At 64.0% G+C, this 22,175-nt stretch carries 18 protein-coding genes; 13 read left to right on the forward strand and 5 right to left on the reverse strand.

From position 1 onward, the window contains the following. Positions 1–90: 90 nt before the first annotated feature. The 6 genes from HG549_RS00980 (at position 91) to HG549_RS01005 (ending at position 4,757) form a co-directional block, all read left to right on the forward strand. Complete coding sequence (locus tag HG549_RS00980) at positions 91–336, forward strand: ferredoxin family protein (RefSeq protein ID WP_008096634.1); 246 nt, start codon at positions 91–93, stop codon at positions 334–336. A 122-nt stretch (positions 337–458) separates the two neighbouring features. After that, entirely contained in the window at positions 459–1,865 is a 1,407-nt protein-coding gene (locus HG549_RS00985; protein ID WP_170027776.1) for an ABC transporter substrate-binding protein, read from the forward strand. A 15-nt stretch (positions 1,866–1,880) separates the two neighbouring features. Continuing rightward, positions 1,881–2,663 carry an ABC transporter permease gene (locus HG549_RS00990; protein ID WP_170027777.1) on the forward strand — a complete coding sequence of 261 codons (783 nt, stop codon included), beginning with the start codon at positions 1,881–1,883 and terminating at the stop codon, positions 2,661–2,663. Further along, positions 2,663–3,514, forward strand: coding sequence for an ABC transporter ATP-binding protein (locus tag HG549_RS00995; protein ID WP_170027778.1), 852 nt, complete (start codon positions 2,663–2,665; stop codon positions 3,512–3,514). The genes HG549_RS00990 and HG549_RS00995 overlap by 1 nt, the downstream gene beginning before the upstream one ends. Beyond that, positions 3,511–4,476 carry a HEAT repeat domain-containing protein gene (locus HG549_RS01000; RefSeq protein WP_170027779.1) on the forward strand — a complete coding sequence of 322 codons (966 nt, stop codon included), beginning with the start codon at positions 3,511–3,513 and terminating at the stop codon, positions 4,474–4,476. Before HG549_RS00995 ends, HG549_RS01000 begins: the two co-directional genes overlap by 4 nt. Further along, positions 4,476–4,757, forward strand: a complete 282-nt coding sequence (locus tag HG549_RS01005; RefSeq protein ID WP_170027780.1) for a gamma-butyrobetaine hydroxylase-like domain-containing protein — start codon at positions 4,476–4,478, stop codon at positions 4,755–4,757. Before HG549_RS01000 ends, HG549_RS01005 begins: the two co-directional genes overlap by 1 nt. A 107-nt stretch (positions 4,758–4,864) precedes the next feature. Here the strand turns inward: HG549_RS01005 and HG549_RS01010 are convergent, their stop codons facing one another. Next, positions 4,865–5,728, reverse strand: coding sequence for an ABC transporter ATP-binding protein (locus tag HG549_RS01010; protein WP_170027781.1), 864 nt, complete (start codon positions 5,726–5,728; stop codon positions 4,865–4,867). Then, a complete protein-coding gene (locus tag HG549_RS01015) occupies positions 5,725–7,314 on the reverse strand; it encodes an ABC transporter permease (protein ID WP_256666041.1) in 1,590 nt (529 codons plus the stop codon). The genes HG549_RS01010 and HG549_RS01015 overlap by 4 nt, the downstream gene beginning before the upstream one ends. A 297-nt stretch (positions 7,315–7,611) precedes the next feature. Between HG549_RS01015 and HG549_RS01020 the strand changes: the two genes are divergently transcribed. After that, positions 7,612–8,649 (forward strand): ABC transporter substrate-binding protein, encoded by a 1,038-nt coding sequence (locus HG549_RS01020; protein WP_170027782.1) that lies wholly within the window; start codon positions 7,612–7,614, stop codon positions 8,647–8,649. 36 nt (positions 8,650–8,685) lie between these two features. Then, positions 8,686–9,591 (forward strand): TauD/TfdA family dioxygenase, encoded by a 906-nt coding sequence (locus tag HG549_RS01025; RefSeq protein ID WP_170027783.1) that lies wholly within the window; start codon positions 8,686–8,688, stop codon positions 9,589–9,591. 105 nt (positions 9,592–9,696) lie between these two features. Here HG549_RS01025 and HG549_RS01030 read toward each other — a convergent pair whose 3' ends face one another. After that, positions 9,697–10,611, reverse strand: a complete 915-nt coding sequence (locus tag HG549_RS01030) for a LysR family transcriptional regulator (protein ID WP_170027784.1) — start codon at positions 10,609–10,611, stop codon at positions 9,697–9,699. A 192-nt stretch (positions 10,612–10,803) separates the two neighbouring features. Between HG549_RS01030 and HG549_RS01035 the strand changes: the two genes are divergently transcribed. From HG549_RS01035 to HG549_RS01055, 5 genes are all read left to right on the forward strand, one after another. After that, entirely contained in the window at positions 10,804–13,140 is a 2,337-nt protein-coding gene (locus HG549_RS01035; protein WP_170027785.1) for a TonB-dependent receptor, read from the forward strand. Between the two features lie 17 nt (positions 13,141–13,157). After that, positions 13,158–14,834 carry an aryl-sulfate sulfotransferase gene (locus HG549_RS01040; protein ID WP_170027786.1) on the forward strand — a complete coding sequence of 559 codons (1,677 nt, stop codon included), beginning with the start codon at positions 13,158–13,160 and terminating at the stop codon, positions 14,832–14,834. Between the two features lie 478 nt (positions 14,835–15,312). Then, positions 15,313–16,755, forward strand: coding sequence for an NADP-dependent succinate-semialdehyde dehydrogenase (gene gabD, locus HG549_RS01045; RefSeq protein ID WP_170027787.1), 1,443 nt, complete (start codon positions 15,313–15,315; stop codon positions 16,753–16,755). Positions 16,756–16,938: 183 nt separating this feature from the next. Beyond that, positions 16,939–18,216: a 4-aminobutyrate--2-oxoglutarate transaminase gene (gene gabT, locus HG549_RS01050; protein WP_170027788.1), complete on the forward strand. Its 1,278-nt coding sequence runs from the start codon at positions 16,939–16,941 to the stop codon at positions 18,214–18,216. Between the two features lie 137 nt (positions 18,217–18,353). Then, positions 18,354–19,619, forward strand: a complete 1,266-nt coding sequence (locus tag HG549_RS01055) for an HDOD domain-containing protein (protein ID WP_170027789.1) — start codon at positions 18,354–18,356, stop codon at positions 19,617–19,619. A 108-nt stretch (positions 19,620–19,727) separates the two neighbouring features. Here the strand turns inward: HG549_RS01055 and HG549_RS01060 are convergent, their stop codons facing one another. Both HG549_RS01060 and desA read right to left on the reverse strand, forming a co-directional pair. Further along, a complete protein-coding gene (locus tag HG549_RS01060; RefSeq protein ID WP_170027790.1) occupies positions 19,728–20,756 on the reverse strand; it encodes a sensor domain-containing diguanylate cyclase in 1,029 nt (342 codons plus the stop codon). A 101-nt stretch (positions 20,757–20,857) separates the two neighbouring features. After that, positions 20,858–22,042 carry a delta-9 fatty acid desaturase DesA gene (desA, locus tag HG549_RS01065; protein WP_170027791.1) on the reverse strand — a complete coding sequence of 395 codons (1,185 nt, stop codon included), beginning with the start codon at positions 22,040–22,042 and terminating at the stop codon, positions 20,858–20,860. Positions 22,043–22,175: the final 133 nt, after the last annotated feature.

A 22,175-nucleotide genomic window follows, 5' to 3' on the forward strand; every position in this document is an offset into this window, starting at 1 on the left:
GTTTATCGAGGCGTCGGCCCCGTCCCCACGGGTGAACCTGCAAGCCTCCAGATGAAAAGGTGCCCATGAAGGCCCAAAGGACCCCGTGAAATGGCCTATCAGCCCCAGGAAATCTTCTTTCGCAGCAGCGCCCCGGTGACCATCGACGAAGACAAATGCATCGCCGAAAAAGGCTGCACCGTCTGTGTCGAGGTCTGCCCAATGGACCTGCTGGCGATCAACCCGGCCACGCAAAAGGCTTACATGGCCTTCGACGAGTGCTGGTACTGCATGCCCTGCGAGAAAGACTGCCCCACTGGCGCGGTCAAGGTCGACATCCCGTACCTGCTGCGCTGATTCATTCCCGCCATCCGGCGAACCACCGGACGCGCCTCCTGTAATGCCCCCTCGTTTCCCACCACCCAAGCCCGGTGGCGGAGACGATTACACAACTCAAAACGATTCGAGGGGAAACACCCATGCGCCTTGTAGCAACCGTGGCCGGCTTCGCGCTGGCGCTCACCGGCCTGAATGCCAGCGCCGAAACCATCCGCATCGCCATCGGCACCCAGGACACCACCATCAACTGCGCTACTGGCGGCTTGCTGATTCGCGAACTGGGCCTGCTCGACAAGTACCTGCCGCACGATGGCAAGTACAAGGATGCCCGGTACCAGATCGAGTGGAAGAACTTCACCAGCGGCGCGCCGCTGACCAACGAGATGGTCGCCGGCAAGCTCGACTTCGGTGCCATGGCCGATTTCCCCGGCTCGTTCAACGGCGTCGCGCACCTGGATGCCGGCAAGCACAGCCTGTTCATCAGCGTGCTGTCGGGCAGTGTGCATGGCAGCGGCAACGGTATTGTCGTACCGGCAGCGTCGAAGGTGCAGTCGCTGGCTGAACTCAAGGGCAAGACCATCTCCGTGCCGTTCGCCTCCACCGCCCACGGTATGCTGCTGCGCGCCGTCGCGGCCCAGGGCTGGGACCCGCAGAAGGACGTGCGAATCATCGCCCAGGCACCGGAGATCGCTGGTTCCGCCCTGCGCAGCAACCGCATCGAAGCCCATGCCGATTTCGTGCCGTTCGCCGAGCTGTTCCCCAACCGCGGCTTTGCCCGCAAGGTCTACGACGGTGCCCAGGCCAACGCGCCGACATTCCATGGCGCGCTGGTGGACGCCGACTATGCGAAGAAATACCCGGAAGTGGTCACCGCCTACCTGCGCGCCAGCCTGGAAGCCGACCGCCTGATCGCTGCAGAACCGGAAAAGTACAGCGAACTGATCGAGAAGGTCACCGGCATCGAGGCCGAGGTCAATTACTTGTTCCACGGCCCGCTCGGTTTGCAGACCCGCGACCTGACCTGGAAGCCTGAATACCGCCAGGCGGTAACGACCTCCATCGACACGCTCAAGCTGCTGAAGAAGACCGACCGCGGCCTCGACACCGACCAGTTCATCGACGACCAGTACATTCGCGCGGCCTTCAAGCAGGCCGGCCTGGATTACGACGAGGCGCTGAAGCACTACGACCCGCTGCCGCTCAAGGCCAACGATGCGCTCACGGGCAAGCCGATCACCGACTTCAGCCGCCTGGCGCAGATCTGGGTGCGCGGTGAAGACAAGGTGCGCCACTATGCCTCGCCGGAAGCTGCCCTTGGCGCGCTGGCCCAGCTGGAACAGGAAGGCAAGGACATCCGGGCGATCTACGCCCAGGCTGCCGACAGCGGCATCAAGCTGCTGGCCAACCAGGCCTGGTTCGTGCGCAATGCCCATGGCGAGCTGGCCGCCTTCCTGCTCAAGGATCAGGCCGAACAGTACGCCAAGGCGCATGGTGGCGAAGCGCTGGACTTCGTCAGTGTCAACCAGAAGCTGGTCGCCCAGCGCTGACCGGGAGGCACCGAGATGACCCGCGACCTCAAGCGCTGGCCCGTGCGCCTGGCTTCGCTGCTGGCCTGCCTGTTGTTCTGGCAGGTGGCCGCCAGCGTCAAGCTGGACCTCGGCCTGCTGACCTTCAGCTACGTCCCCACGCCGCAAGCGGTGCTGGAGGCGGCCTGGCAGTTGCTGACCTCCAGCGCGCTGCTGGCGCACCTTGGCAGCAGCCTGTCGCGGGTGTTTGCCGGGTATGCCGCTGCGGCATTGCTGGGGATGGCCATCGGCCTGCTGATCGGCCGCTCGAAGTGGGCCGAGGACACCTTGCTGCCGCCACTTGAAGTTCTGCGGCCGATACCGGCTGTGGCCTGGATCCCGCTGGCGATCCTGATGTTCCCATCGTCGGAGCTGTCGATGGTGTTCATCACCTTCACCGGTGCGCTGTTCCCGATCCTGCTCAACACCGTGCATGGCGCGGAAGCCGTCGACCCACGCCTGGTGGCGTCGGCGCGCAGCCTCGGTGCCGGGCGCTGGGCGATCCTGCGCGAAGTGGTACTGCCTGGCGCGTTGCCGAGCATCGTCACGGGCCTTGCCATCGGCATGGGCACCTCGTGGTTCTGCCTGGTCACTGCCGAGATGATCGCCGGGCAGTTCGGCATCGGTTACTACACGTGGGAGTCGTACACCTTGCAGAACTACCCGGACATCATCGTCGGCATGCTGTTGATTGGCGTGCTGGGCATGGGCAGCAGCGCCCTGGTCAAGCGCCTGGGTGCACTGGCTACGCCTTGGTACCGCACACCGAGGGGCGCCTGATGAACCGTTACCAACAGACGCCCGGGCGCATCGATGGGCATGGCCTGTCGATTCGACTGGGGCAGGGCCGTGAAGCCTTCGAGGCGGTGCAGCGCCTGGACTTTGCCGTGGAGCCAGGGGAGTTCGTCTGTATCCTCGGGCCGTCCGGCTGTGGCAAGTCGACCTTGCTCGGCGCCCTGGCCGGGCACCTGGTGCCAAGCAGCGGCCAACTGAACGTGGATGGCCAGGCCATCGCCGGGCCTTCGCCGCAGCGCGGCATGGTGTTCCAGCACCACACCTTGCTGCCGTGGCGCAGCGTGCTCGACAACGTCGGCTTCGGCCTGAAGATGCAAGGCCTGGGCAGGACCGAGCGCCGCCAGCAGGCCCGGGAGATGCTGCAGCTGGTGGGCCTGGCCGATTTCGTCGAGCGCTGGCCCAGCCAGTTGTCCGGCGGCATGCAGCAGCGTGCCGAGATCGCCCGGGTGCTGATCAACCGCCCGCGCCTGCTGCTGATGGATGAGCCTTTCGGTGCCCTGGATGCGCAAACCCGCTCACGCATGCAGGAGCTGCTGCTGGATATCTGGGCGCGCATCCGCACCACCGTGGTGTTCGTCACCCACGATATCGACGAAGCCCTGTTCCTGGCCGACCGTATTCTGGTGATGAGCCCGCGCCCCGGTCGCTTCATCGAAGACCTGCGCCTGGACTTTGCCCGCCCGCGCCGCGCCAGCCTGCTGACCAGCCCTGAATTCACCCACCTCAAACGCCATTGCCTGGCCTTGCTGCGCCATGAAGAGGGCCGCGAGCTGCCCCGCCTGACGCCGCTTGGCCTGCCCGCCACCGACCATCCGCCGCTCAGGATCGCGCTATGACTGTACGAAGCACCGACAACCCCGAACTTCTCGCTCTGCTGCTACGCCTCGAAGCCAAGGATGCCGGCGTGCGGCGCATTGCCTTGATCGAACTGGCCGACCTGGAGGACCCCGAGGCCTTGCCGTGGCTCACCGATGCCTTGTTGGTCGATGGCGCTGACGACGTGCGCGCCGAGGCCGCGCGCCTGCTGGAAGCCTGGGAGGAGCCGGAAGTGGTCCAGGCCTTGTGCGCCGCGCTGACGGATGGTGCCGAAGCCGTACGCCTGGCTGCCGCGCAGAGCCTCAGCGAGCTGAAGAGCCCGGAAGCCGGCTTGTTGATTCTGCCGTGGACGACCCACGCCGATGGCTTCGTCCGCGCCAGTGCCTTGCGCGCCCTGCGTGAGTTGCGCCTGGACAACGCTGCCGGCCCTGCGCTGCGAGCGCTGAACGACCAGGACGCGGCAGTGCGTCGCGAAGCCGTGGGTATTCTGGGTTGGCTCAAGCATGCGCCGGCGCTGCCCGCCTTGGCGAAGCTGGCCGAGGATGAACCCGACACCGAGGTACGTCGCGCAGCGATTGGCGCCTTGGGGCTTGCGCGTGATCCTGCGGTGTTGCCGACGCTGGTTGGCGCCTTGCGCGATGCCGCCTGGCAAGTGCGCGAAGAAGCCGCGACGACGCTGGGCAAGCTGGGCCATGCCCAGGCGGGGCCGGCACTGGTGGCGGCGCTGGATGATGGCTTCTGGCAAGTACGCCTGCGCGCTGCCCGCTCGTTGGGCCGCTTGCGTCATGGCGAGGCGCTGGATGCCTTGGCCGACTTGCTCGGCCATGGCATTGCCAACTTGCGCAAGGAAGCTGCGCTGGCGCTCGGTGAACTGGGGCAAGCCCGTGCCTTGCCGGCGTTGCAGGCGGCCGAAGCGGACAACGATCCAGAAGTACGCAAGGCTGTCCGCATCGCCTTGGCGCAGTTACGCGGGGCTGCTTGATGGACAGCCCGATTGCAATACGCAATCAACGCGAGGTAGGGCAACTGGCCGTGCGCTGGCAGGATGGCGAGCAGGTCATCAGCCATGCGCGCTTGCGCGGTGCCTGCCCGTGCTCGCAATGCCGTGCCGCCTATTTGCGCGGTGCAATTGGCGTGGTGCAGGACGATGTACGGGTAGAGCACATCGAGCCGCAGGGTTACGGCGTGCAACTGTTTTTCAGCGATGGGCACCAACGGGGTATCTACCCCTGGGGTTACTTGCGCAGGCTGGGGCTGGCATAGCTGTACCCCCTTGGCCATGTGGCTGCTGTATTGCTCGATCAGGTTGTTATCGAATGCACGCAGTACCAAGTCCGCAGTCGAGCGTCTTTTCCGGCATCGGAGTGGACCTAGAGGGCGATCAGTTCTGGCCGCAACCCTTCTACCCGGCGTGTTGGCGGCGGCAGCTGGCCGCCGTCACCGGTGATCTGCTGCAGCACCTTTTCGCGCAGCCCATGCAATGCCACACCAGAGCGCAGGCGCGGATGCGGCAGGTCGACTTCCACCACCGACTTGATGCGACCGGGGCGCGGCTCCAGCACCACGACCCGGTCGGCCAGGTAGGTGGCTTCTTCGGCGTCGTGGGTCACCAGCAAGGTGGTGATGCCGGCGCGTTCGCGGATAGCCAGCAGTTCGTCCTGCAGCTGCTGGCGGGTCAGTGCATCGAGTGCGCCGAACGGCTCGTCGAGCAACAGGATGCGTGGGCTGGCCACCAGGCCACGGGCAATCGCCACGCGCTGGGCCATGCCGCCGGACAGCTGGTGCGGGTAGGCCGATTCGAAACCGACCAGGCCCACCAGTTGCACGAACTCGTGCACACGCCGGGCCCGCTCGCCCTGGGTCAGGTTTTCGTTGACCAGGCCCAGGCCGATGTTTTGCTCTACCGTCAGCCAAGGGAAAAGGCGATGCTCCTGGAACACGATGCCACGCTCGCCGCCGATGCCGCTGACCGCCTGGCCATCGACGCGGATGCTGCCGCTGTAGTCGGTGTCCAGCCCGACCAGCAGGCGCAGCAGGGTCGACTTGCCGCAGCCCGAGGCGCCAACGATGGCGATGAACTCGCCTTCGTTGATGGCCAGGTTGAAATTGCGGATGGCCTCGAACGGCTGGCCATCGACGCTGAAGGTTTTGCCGACGCCTTCGAAGCTGACCAGTGGTGGCGTGGTGTCGGCCTGGTTGGCCGCGTGCAGGTGTGATGCATTGAAGGCGTTCATGCGGTTCTCCAGCGCGTGGCGCGCGATTCGAGGCGTTGACCGAGAGTGCCAAGCAGGGCACCGACCAGGCCGATCAGGACCATCGCGGCCATGACCTGGTCCATGCGGAACAGTTGCTGGGCGCCGATCATCAGGCTGGCGATGCCGCCGTCCGAGGGCATGAAGTACTCGGCGCCGATGGTGCCGAGCCAGGCATAGATCAGCGACAGGCGCAGGCCGGCAAAGATCGCCGGTGCGGCACCCGGCAGCACCAGCAGGCGCAGGCGTTGCCACAGGTTCAGGCGCAGTGTGCGGGCAGCTTCGCCCAGTTGTGGTGACAGGCCGGCGATACCACGTTGGGTGGCGATCAGCAGCGGGAAGAATGCGGCCAGGCCGACAAACACGTGCTTGGCCGCTTCGCCCAGGCCGAACCAAGCGGTCAGCAGGGGGACCCAGGCGAACAGCGCCACCTGGCGCAACGCCGACAGGCTGGGCCCGAAGATGTGCTCGGCAGGGCGGGACAGCCCCAGCAGCAAACCGGCCAGCAGGCCTGCGCTGCCACCCAGCAGCAGGCCGGTCACGGTGCGCTGCAGGCTCAGCAGCAAGGCTTGCGGCAGCGAACCATCGGCCAGGCCGGCCAGCAGGGTGTGCAATACCTCAAGCGGTGAAGCCAGGATGTTCGAATCGATCCAGCCAAGGCTGTTGCTGGCTTGCCACAGCACCAACAGCGCCAGCGGCAGCAGCAGGCTTTGCCAGCCACGCGGCAGTGGCCCGCGCTGTTGTTCGCCGGTGGCCGTTTGCGGCCAGTACAGCAGGCGTTTTTCCACGGCCGAGAAACCGCGTTCCAGCACGGCGCCAACCAGGCCGATCACCAGGATGCACAACAGCACCAGGTCGAGCATGAACAGCTGTCGCCCCCATACCATGAGGTAGCCAATGCCCTCGCTGGAAGCCAGCAGCTCGACCGCCAGCAGCGAAGTCCAGCCAGTGGCCAGGGCCAGGCGCACACCGGTGAGAAAAGCGGGCAGGGCGGCCGGCAACAACAAGCGCCGGAACAGTAAGTGGCGGGGCAGACGCAGGGCAGCAGCGGCCTCGCGCAATTTGGGCTGGGCATCGCGCACACCGACCAGGGTGTGCAAGGTGACCGGGACCACCACGGCCTTCACCAGCACCACCAGCTTGAGCAACTCGCCGATGCCAAAGAACAGCATGAACAACGGAATCCAGGCCAGGGTAGGGATCTGTGCCAGCGCGACGAAGGTTGGCAGCACCAGTGTCTGCGCCTGCCGTGAAGCGCCCAGCCACACACCCAGCAGCAATCCGCCGCCAACACCGACAGCCAACCCCCAGAACAACCGTTGCAGGCTTATCCACAGGTGGCCCCACAGTTCGCCGGAGCCAAACTCCAGCGCGCTCTGCCATACCAGCGTCGGCGCCGGCAGGATCTGCTCGCTCATCCAGTGTTGACGGGTAGCTAGCACCCACAGCAGGGCAATCACCGTAGGCACCAGGTAGGCGAGGCCTTTGCTGGAACGACCTAGTATCGCGACAGGGCCACGCAGCGGCCCCTGAAGCCCACCGCGGCCTTTGCTCAGAACTCCATTCATCGGCCATCTCTCGCAGCGTTGTTAGTTTATTCGTTTATGGAATTAAAAAATCCAGAAAGCGACTTTCAAGGGATAAGAACATGCGGCGCAGGCCTCCGGAAGCCTCCATCCCTTGCGTTTTCCTCATATTTTCCATGCGCTTTTCGCAAGCTACCGCCGGGGCCGCACAACGCCTGCTTTATGCAAATCAGTTACTTAAAAATGAAGTTTTGATCTTTGTAGGTTCTAACCAGACCTGCCTAGCTTCTGGCCAAAGCGCCGGCCATCGCCGGTGGCAGCCTGCCAAGGAGCCTTGCCATGAAAACCCCGTTACGCCACCTGGTCACCGCCCTTGGGCTGGCCTTCACCCTCGGTACCCACGCGGCCGAGCCCGCCAAGCCCGAAAGCATTCGCATCGCCGTGCCCGACCTGAGCGCGGGTAGCAAGCCCAGCGCTGGCGGCGTGGTCGATGTGCTGCGTGACCAGCAACTGCTGGAGAAGGAGTTTGCCAAGGACGGCATCCGCATCGACTGGCACTTCTTCAAAGGGGCCGGCCCTGTGATCAACGAAGCCTTGGCCAACGGCCAGGCCGATTTCGCCTACCTGGGCGACCTGGCCGCGATCGTCGGCAAGGCCAATGGCCTTGATACCCATGTGCTGGCGGCGGGCGTGCGGGGCGTGAAGAGCTACCTGGGCGTGGTGCCCGGTTCCGGGATCAAGACCCTGCACGACCTCAAGGGCAAACGCGTGGCGGTGTTCCGTGGCACCGCCAACCAGTTGTCGTTCGCCAGCGCCCTGGCCAGCCAGGGATTGACCGAGCGCGACCTGAAAGTGATCAACCTGGACTTCAACGCCGCCAATGCGGCATTGGCCGCCAGGCAGGTCGACGCCACCTGGGGCCTTTCCAGCCTGCTGTCGTTACGTGAACGTGGGTTGGTCGAGCTGCCGATCAGCTCCCGGGACCTGCAAGGTGCCGGCAGTACCCAGGCGGTGCTGTTGGGCACGGGCGATTTCATCCGCAAATACCCGGAGCTGGTCCAACGCCTGGTCAACGCCCAGCAGCAGGCCAGCAGCTGGCTGCGTGACGAGCACAACCGCGAGGCCTATGTCGACCTGGTGGCCGCCAATGGCAACTGGCCGCGCAGCATCCTGCGCGATGACCTTGCCCAGGAAGATCTCGCCCACTACTTCGACCCACGGCTGGACGCCGGCTTCGTTGGCCAGTTGCAGCAAGGCGTTGACCTGGCCGCCAAGGAGCGCCTGATCCGCCGTGGTTTCCAGGTAGCCGAATGGATCGAGCCACGCTTTCTCGATGCTGCCCTGAACCAGCAGCAGGCCGTGCAGGCCGCCCGCTGAATCTCACCCCCGACCATGACCGCAAGGACCAAGACCATGAGCAATGCTGCCCTGGCCACCGCGCCACAAACGCTCGAACTCGACATCCACCCGGTTGCCGGCCGCATCGGCGCCGAAATCCGTGGTGTGCAACTGTCTGCCGACCTCGATGCCGCCACTGTCGAGGCCATCCAGGCCGCCCTGGTGAAGCACAAGGTGATCTTCTTCCGTGGCCAGACCCAGCTGGATGACCAGAGCCAGGAAGCCTTCGCCAAGCTGCTTGGTGAGCCGGTCGCCCACCCCACCGTACCAGTGGTCGACGGTACCAGCTACCTGCTGCAGCTCGATGGTGCCGAAGGCCAGCGGGCCAATTCCTGGCACACCGACGTGACCTTCGTCGACGCCTACCCCAAGGCCTCGATCCTGCGCAGCGTGGTGGCGCCGGCCTCGGGCGGTGACACGGTGTGGGCCAACACCGCCGCTGCCTACCAGGAACTGCCGGAGCCGCTGCGCGAACTCGCTGACCAACTGTGGGCGGTGCATAGCAACGAATACGACTATGCCTCGGTGAAGCCCGACGTGGACCCGGCCAAGCTGGAACGTTATCGCAAGGTGTTCACCTCTACCGTGTACGAGACCGAGCACCCGGTGGTGCGTGTGCACCCGATCAGTGGCGAGCGGGTGTTGCAGCTGGGGCATTTCGTGAAGCGCATCAAAGGTTATTCGCTGGCCGATTCGCAGCACCTGTTCGCCTTGCTGCAGGGGCATGTAACGCGCCTGGAGAACACCGTCCGCTGGCGCTGGCAGGCGGGGGACGTGGCGATCTGGGATAACCGGGCAACGCAGCATTACGCAGTGGATGATTACGGGACCCAGCCGAGGGTGGTGCGCCGGGTCACTCTCGCCGGCGAGGTGCCGGTGGGTGTCGATGGCCAATTGAGTCGGACTACGCGTAAAGGCTGATATTGCCGGGGCCGCTTTGCGGCCCCTTTCGCGACGCAAGGCCGCTCCCACATTGAATCTGCGTACGCCGTACTTTTCGCGAAACCGGGCCAAGGCGCCCGCCATCTACATCTCGGTATCACAGGCAATCAACTGCCTGACCAACCCCTGCGCCAAGGGTGACAAGCCATAGCCCACCCGGCTTACCACGCCATAGCGGGTATAGAAGGCCTCCTCCTGCTCCGGCTTGAGGCCGGCCAGCTGCAACGCCACCAACCCTCCATCACGCTGGTACGGCCGCAGATTGGCATTGCAGGCAATGCCGATGGTGTCCGAATGCAACACCACATTCAGCAGCGCATAACCATGCTCGCACTCCACCGACGGCAGGAAATCCTGCCGCCCGCTGAGGTCGCTGAGAATCTTGCGGATATTCGGCGGGCGGAAGGTGGTGGCCAGCGGGTAGTCGAACAGGTCCCGCGCCCGCACGCTATCGCGTTCGGTCAGCGGGTGCCCGGCGCGGCAGCAGAAGTGCCAGCGCTGTGGCGTCAACTTGTGGACCTGGTAGTCCGGGTCGGACTCGAACTGGCGGGTGTCGGCAACGAAGAATTCGATCTCCTCGGCTACCAGCTTGCGGTTCAGCGCCTGCCAGTTATCCACCTGGAAGCAGGTACGCGCCGCCGGGTACTCGGCGACGAAGCGCGCCACCGCACGCGGCACCAAACCCCCGGCTGGCGCCGGTCCGGAGCCGAAACGCACCACGCCGGTGGTGGCGCCGTTGAACTGGTGAATCTCGTTGACCAGGTTATGCGCGCCATGCACCAGCCGCCGTGAATGCTCCAGTACCAGCAGGCCCTGGCGGGTCGGCGCCAGTTCCTTGCTGGCCCGGTCGACCAGGCGGCAGCCGATGTTGTGTTCCAGGGTCTGGATACTGCGGCTGAATGCCGATTGCGACAGGTTAACCGCAGCCGCCGCAGCGACGAAGCTGCGGTGCTCGACGAGGGCAATGTAGTGACGCAACTGACGGAGATCGATATGCATTTTTTACATTGAAACTTTCGGTCGAATGCAATTGCTGACAAGGGTTAGCACCCTTATAAAGGGAACCACTTATTCCACAAAATATGAATTCAAAATATTTATATTTCCTAAAAGAATATAAGCCCAACTGACTGCGATTCGGTTCCGCCAACGGAAATGCTCGCCAGGGCCTCAGCCTCAAGGAGCATTTGCATGTCCGGATTTTCCCGCTGGCCGGTGCGCGCCTCGCGTTTCACCTTGCAACCCCTGGCTGCCGGCGTGCTGCTGGCGGCGTCCTCCGGCAGCTTCGCCGAAGAGCCGGTCAGTGCTACCCCGGCGCTGGAACAGGAAGCCAAGCTCGGCACTGTCACGGTCAATGCCCGCCGTCGCGAAGAAACCGCGCAAAGCGTACCCGCGCCGATCAGTGTGCTCGACAGCGAAACCCTGGAAACCCAGCGCATCTACCGCGTGCAAGATCTGCAACAGTTGGTGCCCAGTACCAACGTCGCCTATGTCCATGCGCGCCAGTCGAGCATCTCGATCCGCGGCCTGGGCAACAACCCGGCCAGTGACGGCCTGGAGGGTAGCGTCGGCATCTACCTCGACAATGTCTACCTCGGCCGCCCGGGCATGGCCGTGTTCGACCTGCTCGATGTCGAGCAGCTGGAGGTGCTGCGTGGCCCGCAAGGCACGCTGTTCGGCAAGAACACCACGGCAGGCGTGCTCAACATCAGCACACGCAAGCCCACCTTCCATCGCGAGGGCAGCATCCAGCAATCGATTGGCGAAGACGGCTACCTGCAGACCCAGGGCAGCTTCTCGGGGCCGATCAGTGACACCCTGGCTGGGCGCATCAGCGCCTACCGGACTGAAGACGACGGCTATGTGAAGAACATCCACGACGGTGAAGACCTCAACGGCGGCAAGCGCCAGGGTTTTCGCACCCAGTTGCTGTTCCAGCCCAGCGACACATTCAACCTGCGCTGGATCGGCGAATACAACGAAGAAGACTCCGACAACGGCATCCTCAGCCTGTACAGCACCGGGCCGACCATCAACGGCGTCAACCGCTACGAAAGCCTGGCCGCGCAGGCCGGCGCGACACTGGTGTCGGGCAAGCATCGCAAGGTCAATTTCGATGCCGATCAGCAGGTAACGGTGTTCCAGGGTGGTACCTCGGTCGAGGCCAACTGGACGCTGCCCAACGACTTCACCCTGACCTCGATCACTGCCTACCGTTGGTGGGACTTCACGCCGCGCAACGACGACGGTCTCAATGTGCCGGTGTTCTACAGTGCCGGGGTGTCGGTGCGGGACAAACAGTATTCCCAGGAAATCCGCCTGGCTTCGCCCACCGGTGGTGCCTTCGACTATGTACTGGGCGCCTACTACTTCAAGCAGGATCTGGACAACAAGTCCTTCACCTATTACGGCCCGCAGGCGGATATCTGGAACCTCACCCCGGCCGGCGCCCTGGCCAACGTCGACACCATCGGCAACGGCCACATCGATACCGACAGCTACGCCTTGTTCGCCCAAGGCACCTGGCACATCACCGAGCGCCTGGACTTCACGGCTGGCGTGCGCGGTACCTATGAAGAAAAGAGCGCCTGGGTGACCCGTGACGCACCGACCGGCGGCGCAGCCGTGACCGGTGCCGCTGCCGCCGCGCGCCAGGGCAGGGTCGGGGCCTATGACTCGGGCGACCTCAACCAGTACAGCTTCAGCCCCTCTGGCCTGCTTGGTCTGAGCTACCGCTTCAACGAGCAATTGCTGGGCTACGCCACCCTGACCCATGGTGAGAAATCCGGCGGCATCAACCTGACCGTTGGCGCTGCGCCACGGCTGGGCACCGACTCGCTGCTGGTTGGCACCGAGCGGGTCAACAACGCCGAAGTCGGCTTGAAAAGCACCCTGTTCGATGATCGCCTGCAGCTCAATGCCAACCTGTTCTGGGCCGAAGTGCATGGCTACCAGGCCAACGTCTACGACCAGATCAACCGCGTGCAGTACCTGGCCAACGCCGGCAGCGTGCGCTCGCGAGGCCTGGAATTCGAAGCCACGGCGTTGCCGATCCGCGGCCTCACGGTCAACTTCAACGGCTCTTGGAACGACGTGCGTTACACCGAGTATGAAGATGCGCCATGCCCACCCGAGGTCAGCCTGGCCAATGCCACCGCCACCTGCGACCTGTCGGGCCACCAGGTGGTGGGCGCCTCCAAGTACATCGCCAACCTCAACACCCAGTACAAGTGGCGGGCCAGCGACCATGTCGAGCCTTACGTCACCGCCAGCTACGCCTTCCGCTCGAAGGCGGTCGGCACCATCGATGATTCCGATTTCGGCCAGATCCCCAGCTATGCGCTGGTCAACCTTTCCGCTGGTGTGCGCCTGGACCAGGGCGATGGCGTGGTCGACCTGTCGCTGTGGGTGAAAAACGCCGGCGACAAGACCTATTTCACCAGCCTGTGGAACTCCGCCAACGGTGGCTACGCCGGCGTGCTCGGTACCCCGCGCACGTTCGGCGCCACCGCCCGTTACGACTTCTGAGCACAAGGAGCTTTGCCATGAATGCCAAGACCGAAACCCCTGCATTGCCTGAAGGCGCCTGCCTGACTGCCAAGGTCCCCGAACCTGACCAGGCGCTGCTCGGCGACGTGGTGGTCAACCCGTACCGCCTGGCGCCGCTGACCGCGATCATTCGTGACGGTGGGCGCAGCCTGAGTGCTGCCCATGTGCGCGTGCTGGGGCGCGGTGAACGGGGGGTGGACATCGCCTACGAGGTGTCCGACCGATCGTTATGGACCTATGGCGGCATCCCGGTATTCGGCCTGTACCCGGATCACGTCAACCAGGTGGAAGTGACCTACAAGCTCGATGGCGAGCGTATTCGCGAGCAGTACCAGATCTACGCCCCGGCAGTGCGCCTGCCGGTAGTGGCGAAACAGACCGCCGCACTGCCGGAAGTGCAGCCGATCAAGGTGGCGCCAGGGTTCGAAAAGCGCCTGTACCTGTTCAACCACCTGCTCGGAGACATCCCGGGTGGACGCGCCTTCAAGTGGAATGCCTTGGGCGGCGCGGCGGAATGGGACCAGGTGGGCAACAACTGGATCGCCGACAGTAACGGTGACGTGCGCTGGTACCTGGACATCGAGCAGATCCACGACTCCAACCGCCGCGATGGCCTGGGCGGCACCATGGGCTTCCAGCAGACCCGCGACGGCAAGCTGATCTGGGGCCAGGGCCAGACCTATTCCAAGTACGACCTGCTGGGCCGGCGCATCTGGCAGCGCAGCCTGCCCGACAAGTTCGCCGATTTCTCGCACGAAATCCGCGAGACTGCCAACGGCACCTACCTGCTGCGGGTGGGTACCAGCGACTACCGCCGGCCTGATGGCAAGCGCGTGCGTTCGATCCGCGACCACATCATCGAAGTCAACGAGGCCGGTGATGTGCTGGACTTCTGGGACCTTAACCAGATTCTCGACCCGTACCGTGGCGACCTGCTGGAAACCCTGGGCAAGGCCGCGATCCAGCTGCCGCAAGGCGTGCACAAGCAGGACGAGCGGCTGGCCAACGAACTGGCCGAAGGCGATTTGCCATTTGGCGACACCCCGGGGGTGGGGACCGGGCGTAACTGGGCGCATGTCAATGCCATCGACTACGACGCCGATGACGACAGCATCATCGTTTCAGCGCGTCATCAGGGCGTGGTGAAAATTGGCCGCGACAAGCAGGTGAAGTGGATCCTCGCCTCGCCCCAGGGGTGGCCTGAGCGCCTGCGCGAAAAAGTACTCACCCCGGTCGCGGCCGAAGGCTTCGACTGGTCGTGGACCCAGCACACCGCCTGGCTGACCGGCAAAGGCACGCTGACCGTGTTCGACAATGGCTGGGGCCGGGATTTTGCGCCGACCCGGCTGACCGGCAACTACAGCCGGGCGGTGGAGTACCGCATCGACGAGGCCAAGGGCACCGTCGAGCAGGTATGGGAGTACGGCAAGGAACGCGGTGACGAGTGGTACAGCCCGGTGACCTCGGTGGTGGCTTACCGGCCGGACACCGACACCCAGTTCATCTACTCGGCTTCGGTGAATTTCCTCACGCCGGAAAAGCTCACCACTACCGTGTTGAACGAGGTACGGCGCGGCACACAGGAGGTGCTGGTGGAGCTGAAAGTGCACAGCCGGCAGCCGGGCAGCGTGGGTTACCGGGCCTTGGTGATCGACCTGGCCAAGGCGTTCTGAGCATCGTGGGTATGACGTAGGTTTTGTATGGATGCGTAGATCGAGCGCCGCCCGCGCGGCGCATCGCGGATAAATCCGCTCCCACATTTGTTGCAACGTGCCGAACCTGTTACGCCATGGTTGCCAGCCTGGGCGCATGGCTTGAGCCTTGCAAACCGGCTGACAACCATGGCCTGTCAGGCATGGCCACGTTGCAACAAATGTAGGAGCGGATTTATCCGCGATGCGCCGCGCGGGCGGCGCTCGACCCCACTGGCGCCGAAAATGTCACGACAAGCCCCTCGGCTTTCACATTTCCTTCCGCTCGATGGTCTAACCTCTGACGACCATTTCGGACGGGCTGTTCAACCATTCGTTCTTTTTTTCGAACAGCCTATTGTCCTACACCCCAGCAGCCGCTTAGCATTCGTTTGAGATTTCAAACGCTCGATGCCCTGCCTTGGGCGCTTTTCAACAATCAACAATTCGGGAAGCCGACATGCAGCTCAAAGACGCTCAGTTGTTCCGCCAGCAAGCCTACATCAACGGTGAGTGGCTGGATGCGGACAACGGCCAGACCATCAAGGTGACCAACCCGGCCACCGGTGAAGTCATCGGTACCGTGCCGAAGATGGGCACTGCGGAAACCCGCCGCGCCATCGAAGCCGCCGACAAGGCGCTGCCGGCCTGGCGTGCCCTGACCGCCAAAGAGCGCTCGGCCAAGCTGCGTCGCTGGTTCGAACTGATGATCGAGAACCAGGACGACCTGGCCCGCCTGATGACCACCGAACAAGGCAAGCCGCTGGCCGAAGCCAAGGGCGAGATCGCCTACGCTGCCTCGTTCATCGAGTGGTTCGCCGAAGAAGCCAAGCGCGTCTACGGCGACACCATCCCTGGCCACCAGCCAGACAAGCGCCTGATCGTCATCAAGCAGCCAATCGGTGTTACCGCGGCCATCACCCCGTGGAACTTCCCGGCCGCCATGATCACCCGTAAAGCCGGCCCGGCCCTGGCCGCTGGCTGCACCATGGTGCTCAAGCCTGCCTCGCAGACCCCGTACTCCGCCCTGGCCCTGGTCGAACTGGCCCACCGTGCCGGCATCCCGGCTGGCGTGCTGAGCGTGGTTACCGGCAGCGCCGGCGAAGTTGGCGGCGAGCTGACCAGCAACTCCCTGGTACGCAAGCTGTCCTTCACCGGTTCGACCGAAATCGGTCGCCAGCTGATGGAAGAATGCGCCAAGGACATCAAGAAGGTTTCCCTGGAGCTGGGTGGCAACGCCCCGTTCATCGTGTTCGACGACGCCGACCTGGACAAGGCGGTCGAGGGCGCGATCATCTCCAAGTACCGCAACAACGGCCAGACCTGCGTTTGCGCCAACCGTATCTACGTGCAGGACGGCGTCTACGACGCGTTCGCCCAGAAGCTGGCCGCCGCTGTTGCCAAGCTGAAGATCGGTAACGGCCTTGAAGAAGGCACCACCACCGGCCCGCTGATCGACGGCAAGGCTGTGGCCAAGGTTCAGGAACACATCGAAGACGCCGTTGGCAAAGGCGCCAAGGTGCTGGCCGGTGGCAAGATCATCGAAGGCAACTTCTTCGAGCCGACCATCCTCGTCGACGTACCGAAGACTGCCGCCGTCGCCAAGGAAGAAACCTTCGGCCCGCTGGCGCCGCTGTTCCGCTTCAAGGACGAGGCCGAAGTCATCGCCATGTCCAACGACACCGAGTTCGGCCTGGCCTCGTACTTCTATGCGCGCGACATGAGCCGTGTGTTCCGTGTTGCCGAAGCGCTGGAATACGGCATGGTGGGTATCAACACCGGCCTGATCTCCAACGAAGTGGCACCGTTCGGTGGCATCAAGGCCTCCGGCCTGGGCCGCGAAGGTTCCAAATACGGTATCGAGGACTACCTCGAAATCAAATACCTGTGCATCAGCATCTGATCGCAAGGTAACGGTTTTACCTCTGCCAGCGGGGCGCGAGAGCGACGTCTCGCTGGCCTTTTTGACATCGCAGTACCTGGTGGCCCGGGTGTTCACGGCAGTCGATCAACGAATACTGTTCGCGAGCACATCCAGCCACCCCCGAATAAAAGCGCCATTCAGAACGGCGCAAATGAGGGCATTATGAGCAAGACCAACGAATCCTTGATGCAACGTCGTGTCGCCGCGGTCCCACGTGGTGTTGGCCAGATCCACCCGATCTTCGTCGATACCGCGAAGAACGCTACCGTAATCGACGTTGAAGGCCGCGAACTGATCGACTTCGCCGGCGGCATCGCAGTACTGAACACCGGCCACCTGCACCCGAAAGTGGTTGCGGCCGTGCAAGAGCAGCTGACCAAGGTCAGCCACACCTGCTTCCAGGTCCTGGCCTACGAACCTTACGTAGAGCTGTGCGAGAAGATCAACAAGCTGGTCCCGGGCGATTTCGCCAAGAAGACCCTGCTGGTCACCACTGGCTCCGAAGCCGTTGAAAACGCCGTCAAGATCGCCCGTGCCGCTACCGGCCGTGCTGGCGTCATCGCCTTCACCGGCGGCTACCACGGCCGTACCATGATGACCCTGGGCCTGACCGGCAAGGTCGTGCCGTACTCCGCCGGCATGGGCCTGATGCCAGGCGGCATCTTCCGCGCCCTGTTCCCGAGCGAACTGCACGGTATCAGCGTTGACGACGCCATCGCCTCGGTCGAGCGCATCTTCAAGAACGACGCCGAGCCGCGCGACATCGCCGCGATCATCCTCGAGCCGGTTCAAGGCGAAGGCGGCTTCCTGCCGGCGCCGAAAGAGCTGATGCAGCGCCTGCGCGCCCTGTGCGACCAGCACGGCATCCTGCTGATCGCCGACGAAGTACAGACCGGTGCTGGCCGTACTGGCACCTTCTTCGCCATGGAGCAGATGGGTGTTGCGCCTGACCTGACCACCTTCGCCAAATCCATCGCTGGCGGCTTCCCGCTGGCCGGTGTGTGCGGCAAGGCCGAGTACATGGACGCCATCGCCCCGGGCGGCCTGGGTGGTACCTATGCCGGTTCGCCGATCGCTTGTGCTGCGGCCCTGGCGGTCATCGAAGTGTTCGAAGAAGAGAAACTGCTGGACCGCAGCAAGGCTGTCGGTGAGCGCCTGACCGCTGGCCTGCGCGAAATCCAGAAGAAGTACCCGATCATCGGCGACGTGCGTGGTCTGGGCTCGATGATCGCTGTCGAAGTCTTCGAGAAAGGCACTCACACGCCGAACGCTGCTGCTGTTGGCCAGGTTGTGGCCAAGGCGCGCGAGAAGGGCCTGATCCTGCTGTCCTGCGGTACCTACGGCAACGTCCTGCGGATTCTGGTTCCGCTGACCGCCGAAGACGCACTGCTCGACAAGGGCCTGGCGATCATCGAAGAGTGCTTCGCTGAAATCGCCTGATGTGACCTGCTGCAGAAAAAACCCGCTTCGGCGGGTTTTTTTATGCCCATATGCCGCTGCTGGCGCTATCGTTGTGGCAGGACTCGCTTGGCAAGCTGCGACGGATTGTGTGTCAGGGATTTTCAGGAGTTTTGGCGATGAACGCTGCGCACCCCTCCCCACCCAGTGTACTGATCGTCGAAGGTGACCCTTGGGTACGTGACATGCTCAGCGAAATGTTGCTCAGCGTGCGCTGCGATGCCCGCCTGCAGGTGTGCGCCGATGGCGAGCAGGCGCTGAGCGCGCTGTCCAGCCAGCCCGACCTGATCATCGCCGCGCGTGAACTGGCCGGTGTCGATGGCCTCGACCTGTTGCGCAAGGTCCGCGCCAGAGGGCCGGGGTTGCCGTTCATCCTCATGAGCAACCGCAGTGACAGTGCCAGTGTGCATGAGGTACTGCCCCTGCATCCCACCGCCTACCTGAGCAAACCGCTGAACCTGGACAACTTGCGCAAACGCCTGGAAGAGCTGCTGCTCTCCGTTGACGAAGAGATCGCTTGCCCATCGCCAGCCTTGCAGGCGGGTGCCAGCCTGCCGACCTACCTTGAGCAACGCCGCGCCAGCGCCGATGGCGGGCCGCTGATGGCCGATGTGCAGGCGGCGCTCAAGCGCGCGCTCAACCCGCAGGGCCTGAACCTGAAGGTGCTCGAAGAAGAGCTGCATGGCGACCCGCAGATCACCGCCGTGCTGATCGCTGCGGCCAACAGCGCTGCGCTGCACCGGGAAGCACCGGTGCAGACGTTGCTGCAGGCCTTGAACAAGCTTGGCAGCACGCAGAGCATGAACCTGGTCCTGGGCATGACGCTGAAACGCAGTGCACGCCTCAGCGACCCGTTGCTGACCAAACATGCAGCTCGTTACTGGGGCCTTTCGCTGCATGCTGCCGAATATGGCCGTACCCTGGCACGCATGCTCGAACTGGACGAAGGGCGTTGCTACTGCGCCGGTTTGCTGCATTGCCTGGGCGACCTGGCAGTGCTGCGTTGCCTGCAGGAGTGGCGGCTGGCCGGCGGCGAGCTGGATGAGGGCCAGGTGCAGCGGTCGCTCGACGAGTTCGGTGCTGCGTTCGGCTCGGCGCTACGCACCCGCTGGCGGTTGCCGTTGGCATTGCGCGAGCTGATTGCGGCCATCTACCAGCTGGGTGGCGGGGTGTATTCCCGAGAAATTCTGGCCATGAACCTGGCTGGGCAGTTGTCGCGGCTGCCGGCCGGGCTGGAGCTGGGGCTGGAGCGGGTGGCCAGCAGCAAGACGGCACGCTTGCTGAAGATTGGCCTGCCGGAGCTGAGCCGGCTGCGCAAGGTGCAGAGCCCGGAGGTAAAGCCGGAAGAAGAACCGCCTGTGGCTGGGGCTGAGGTTTCCGGCTGAGCTTCGGGGGCCGCTTTGCGGCCCATCGCGACGCAAGGCCGCTCCTACACCGGGTGCGGCGCCTTGGCGGCCTTGGGTCGCGATCGGGGTGCGAAGCAGCCCCAGGCCTCAGCCGCAGACGATCTGGTTCTTGCCTTGGCGCTTGGCCCGGTACATGGCCGCGTCGGCCCGCGCATACAGGCTGTCCAGCGTCATATCGTCGTCGGTCAACGCGGTCACCCCTTGGCTCACCGTCACCCCATAGCTCTGCTCGCCATGGCTGAAACTCAGGCGCTGGATGTGCCGCTGCAAGCGTTCGGCAATCTGCTCGGCTACCTGCGCATTGCAGCCGGGGAACACCGCCGCGAATTCCTCACCACCAATGCGCCCGAACAGGTCACCACGGCGTAGCACGGCCTTGCCGCTGTCGGCGATGCGCTGCAGCACCTGGTCGCCTTCCTGGTGGCCGTAGCTGTCGTTGATGCGTTTGAAGTCGTCGATGTCCAGCAGCAGGAAGGCCAGTGGCGTGCCGTCTTCGCGGGCGCTATCGAAGGCCTGCTGGGCGCATTCGAAGAAATGCCGGCGGTTGCTGCTCTGGGTCAGTACGTCGGTGGTGGCCAGCCGCTGCAGTTCGCCTTCGAGCTGTTTCTTTTCGGTAATGTCCTCGGCGATGCCGACGATGATCACCCGGTCGCTATCGCGTTGCTGGTTGATGTAGCACTTGTCACTGAGCCAGCGGACCTGGCCGTCGGCATTGAGAATGCGGTACTCGCGGTCTTCCACCGAGCCCTTGAGCAACACCTGTGCCAGGCTGCGCTCGGCGAACTCCAGGTCGTCGGGGTAGATGCTGTCGCGCCACTCGTTGTAGTCGGCCAGCACCAGGCTGACGGGGCGGCCGAAGATGCGCTCGTAGGCCGGGCTGACGTACAGCACCTGACGGGTTTCCCAGTCGAAGGCCCAGAGCACGGCGTTGACGCTGTCGAGCAGGGAGCTGAACAGCTGCTCGCGCTCGCTCAGGCGGGCAACTTCGCCTTGCGCGTGAAGCAGGGCAAGCAAGGTCTGGGCGGCCTCGGGAGGTGGTGTGCCGGGCAATGTCGTTGGAATGTTCTTGGCCATGTGCACGAAGCAGGTCTCGACGTGAAAGCGTGCGGCCAGCATCCGGCCCGCCACGCGGGGCGATGTGCCAGATTCGAGTAGGAGCGATGGGGCGAAGTTCCGGGCGGCACGCCCTGCCAGAAGGGCGTGCCGATCAACGGTGGTCAGGCGCTGGTGGGGCGCAGGGAATAAGTCTTGAGTTGTGCCGCGAAGTCGCGCAGGGCGTGGATACCGCTGCTTTCGGCCTCGTGTACCCAGTCCTTCATGGCGGCCAGCATGTCGTGGCCGTTGGCGCTGGTGCGCGCCCAGATCTGTTGCAGGGCCAGGCGCTTTTCGTAGATGGTCTTCAGCGCCTGGCTGTGTGCCAGCATCGACTCGATGCGCACATGGTGGCGGTCCTGCAGCAGGCTGGTTTCACGCGACAGCAGGCGTTTGGCCCGGCGGAAATGGTGGCGCACCGAGGCATCGACGCGGGCCAGTTCCTGCTTGACCAGCGGGCCGATCACCAGCTTGCGGTACTGGGCCATGATCTGGAAGCGGTTGTTGAGGATCGCCATGGCGGTATCCATGTCCAGGCTGGCCTTGCCAGCCACCCGGTGGGCGATGGGCGCCACGCGTTGTACCTTGGCCAGGCGCAGCAGGCAGAACAGGCGGATCCACGCCCAGCCCATGTCGAACTCCCAGCGCTTGACCGACAGCTTGGCCGAGTTGGGGTAGGTGTGGTGGTTGTTGTGCAGCTCCTCGCCACCGATGACGATGCCCCACGGCACCAGGTTGGTGGCGGCGTCGCGGCATTCGAAGTTGCGGTAGCCAAGGGCATGGCCCAGGCCGTTGACCACACCCGCAGCCCAGAACGGGATCCACATCATCTGCACTGCCCAGATGGTGATGCCGATGGTGCCGAACAGCAGCAGGTCGATCACCGCCATCAGCGCGATGCCGCCCAGCTTGTAGCGCGAGTAGAGGTTGCGCTCGATCCAGTCGTCCGGGCAGTTCTTGCCATAGATGCGCAGGGTGTCGGGGTTGCGTGCTTCTTCCCGGTACAGCTCGGCGCCTTTGCGCAGCACCGTGCCCAGGCCCTTGTATACCGGGCTGTGCGGGTCTTCGGGGGTTTCACACTTGGCGTGGTGCTTGCGGTGCACGGCGGTCCATTCGCGGGTGTTCTGGGCGGTGGTCAACCACAGCCAGAAACGGAAGAAGTGCTTGAGCGCGCCATTGAGCTCCAGCGCCCGGTGCGCGGAGTAGCGGTGCAGGTAGACCGTGACGCTGACAATGGTCACATGGGTCATCAACAAGGTGATGCCGACCAGTTGCCAGGGCGACAAGTCGAGCAGGCCGTTGTACCACATAGGTGCAGATACCCTCGAAATGCAGGGGGAAGGGGTGATTATCCCTTGGTGGGGAAATAAAACCAGTCAACCGTTCAGATAGGAAGTCACGACATGTTTCAGCCTTTATAATGCCCCTTCCTTTCTGATGGGC

Origin of the sequence: Pseudomonas sp. SK, from assembly GCF_012975065.1 — a bacterium.
GTDB classification, from domain to species: Bacteria; Pseudomonadota; Gammaproteobacteria; order Pseudomonadales; family Pseudomonadaceae; genus Aquipseudomonas; species Aquipseudomonas anuradhapurensis.

Coding starts and splice junctions, on each gene's coding strand:
- HG549_RS00995 (WP_170027778.1), top strand. CDS start 2,663: ATGAACCGTTACCAACAGACGCCCGGGCGCATCGATGGGCATGGCCTG.
- HG549_RS00985 (WP_170027776.1), top strand. CDS start 459: ATGCGCCTTGTAGCAACCGTGGCCGGCTTCGCGCTGGCGCTCACCGGC.
- gabD (WP_170027787.1), top strand. CDS start 15,313: ATGCAGCTCAAAGACGCTCAGTTGTTCCGCCAGCAAGCCTACATCAAC.
- HG549_RS01060 (WP_170027790.1), bottom strand. CDS start 20,756: ATGCTGGCCGCACGCTTTCACGTCGAGACCTGCTTCGTGCACATGGCC.
- HG549_RS01020 (WP_170027782.1), top strand. CDS start 7,612: ATGAAAACCCCGTTACGCCACCTGGTCACCGCCCTTGGGCTGGCCTTC.
- HG549_RS00990 (WP_170027777.1), top strand. CDS start 1,881: ATGACCCGCGACCTCAAGCGCTGGCCCGTGCGCCTGGCTTCGCTGCTG.
- HG549_RS01055 (WP_170027789.1), top strand. CDS start 18,354: ATGAACGCTGCGCACCCCTCCCCACCCAGTGTACTGATCGTCGAAGGT.
- HG549_RS01030 (WP_170027784.1), bottom strand. CDS start 10,611: ATGCATATCGATCTCCGTCAGTTGCGTCACTACATTGCCCTCGTCGAG.
- HG549_RS00980 (WP_008096634.1), top strand. CDS start 91: ATGGCCTATCAGCCCCAGGAAATCTTCTTTCGCAGCAGCGCCCCGGTG.
- gabT (WP_170027788.1), top strand. CDS start 16,939: ATGAGCAAGACCAACGAATCCTTGATGCAACGTCGTGTCGCCGCGGTC.
- HG549_RS01015 (WP_256666041.1), bottom strand. CDS start 7,314: ATGAATGGAGTTCTGAGCAAAGGCCGCGGTGGGCTTCAGGGGCCGCTG.
- HG549_RS01035 (WP_170027785.1), top strand. CDS start 10,804: ATGTCCGGATTTTCCCGCTGGCCGGTGCGCGCCTCGCGTTTCACCTTG.
- desA (WP_170027791.1), bottom strand. CDS start 22,042: ATGTGGTACAACGGCCTGCTCGACTTGTCGCCCTGGCAACTGGTCGGC.
- HG549_RS01025 (WP_170027783.1), top strand. CDS start 8,686: ATGAGCAATGCTGCCCTGGCCACCGCGCCACAAACGCTCGAACTCGAC.
- HG549_RS01000 (WP_170027779.1), top strand. CDS start 3,511: ATGACTGTACGAAGCACCGACAACCCCGAACTTCTCGCTCTGCTGCTA.
- HG549_RS01040 (WP_170027786.1), top strand. CDS start 13,158: ATGAATGCCAAGACCGAAACCCCTGCATTGCCTGAAGGCGCCTGCCTG.
- HG549_RS01010 (WP_170027781.1), bottom strand. CDS start 5,728: ATGAACGCCTTCAATGCATCACACCTGCACGCGGCCAACCAGGCCGAC.
- HG549_RS01005 (WP_170027780.1), top strand. CDS start 4,476: ATGGACAGCCCGATTGCAATACGCAATCAACGCGAGGTAGGGCAACTG.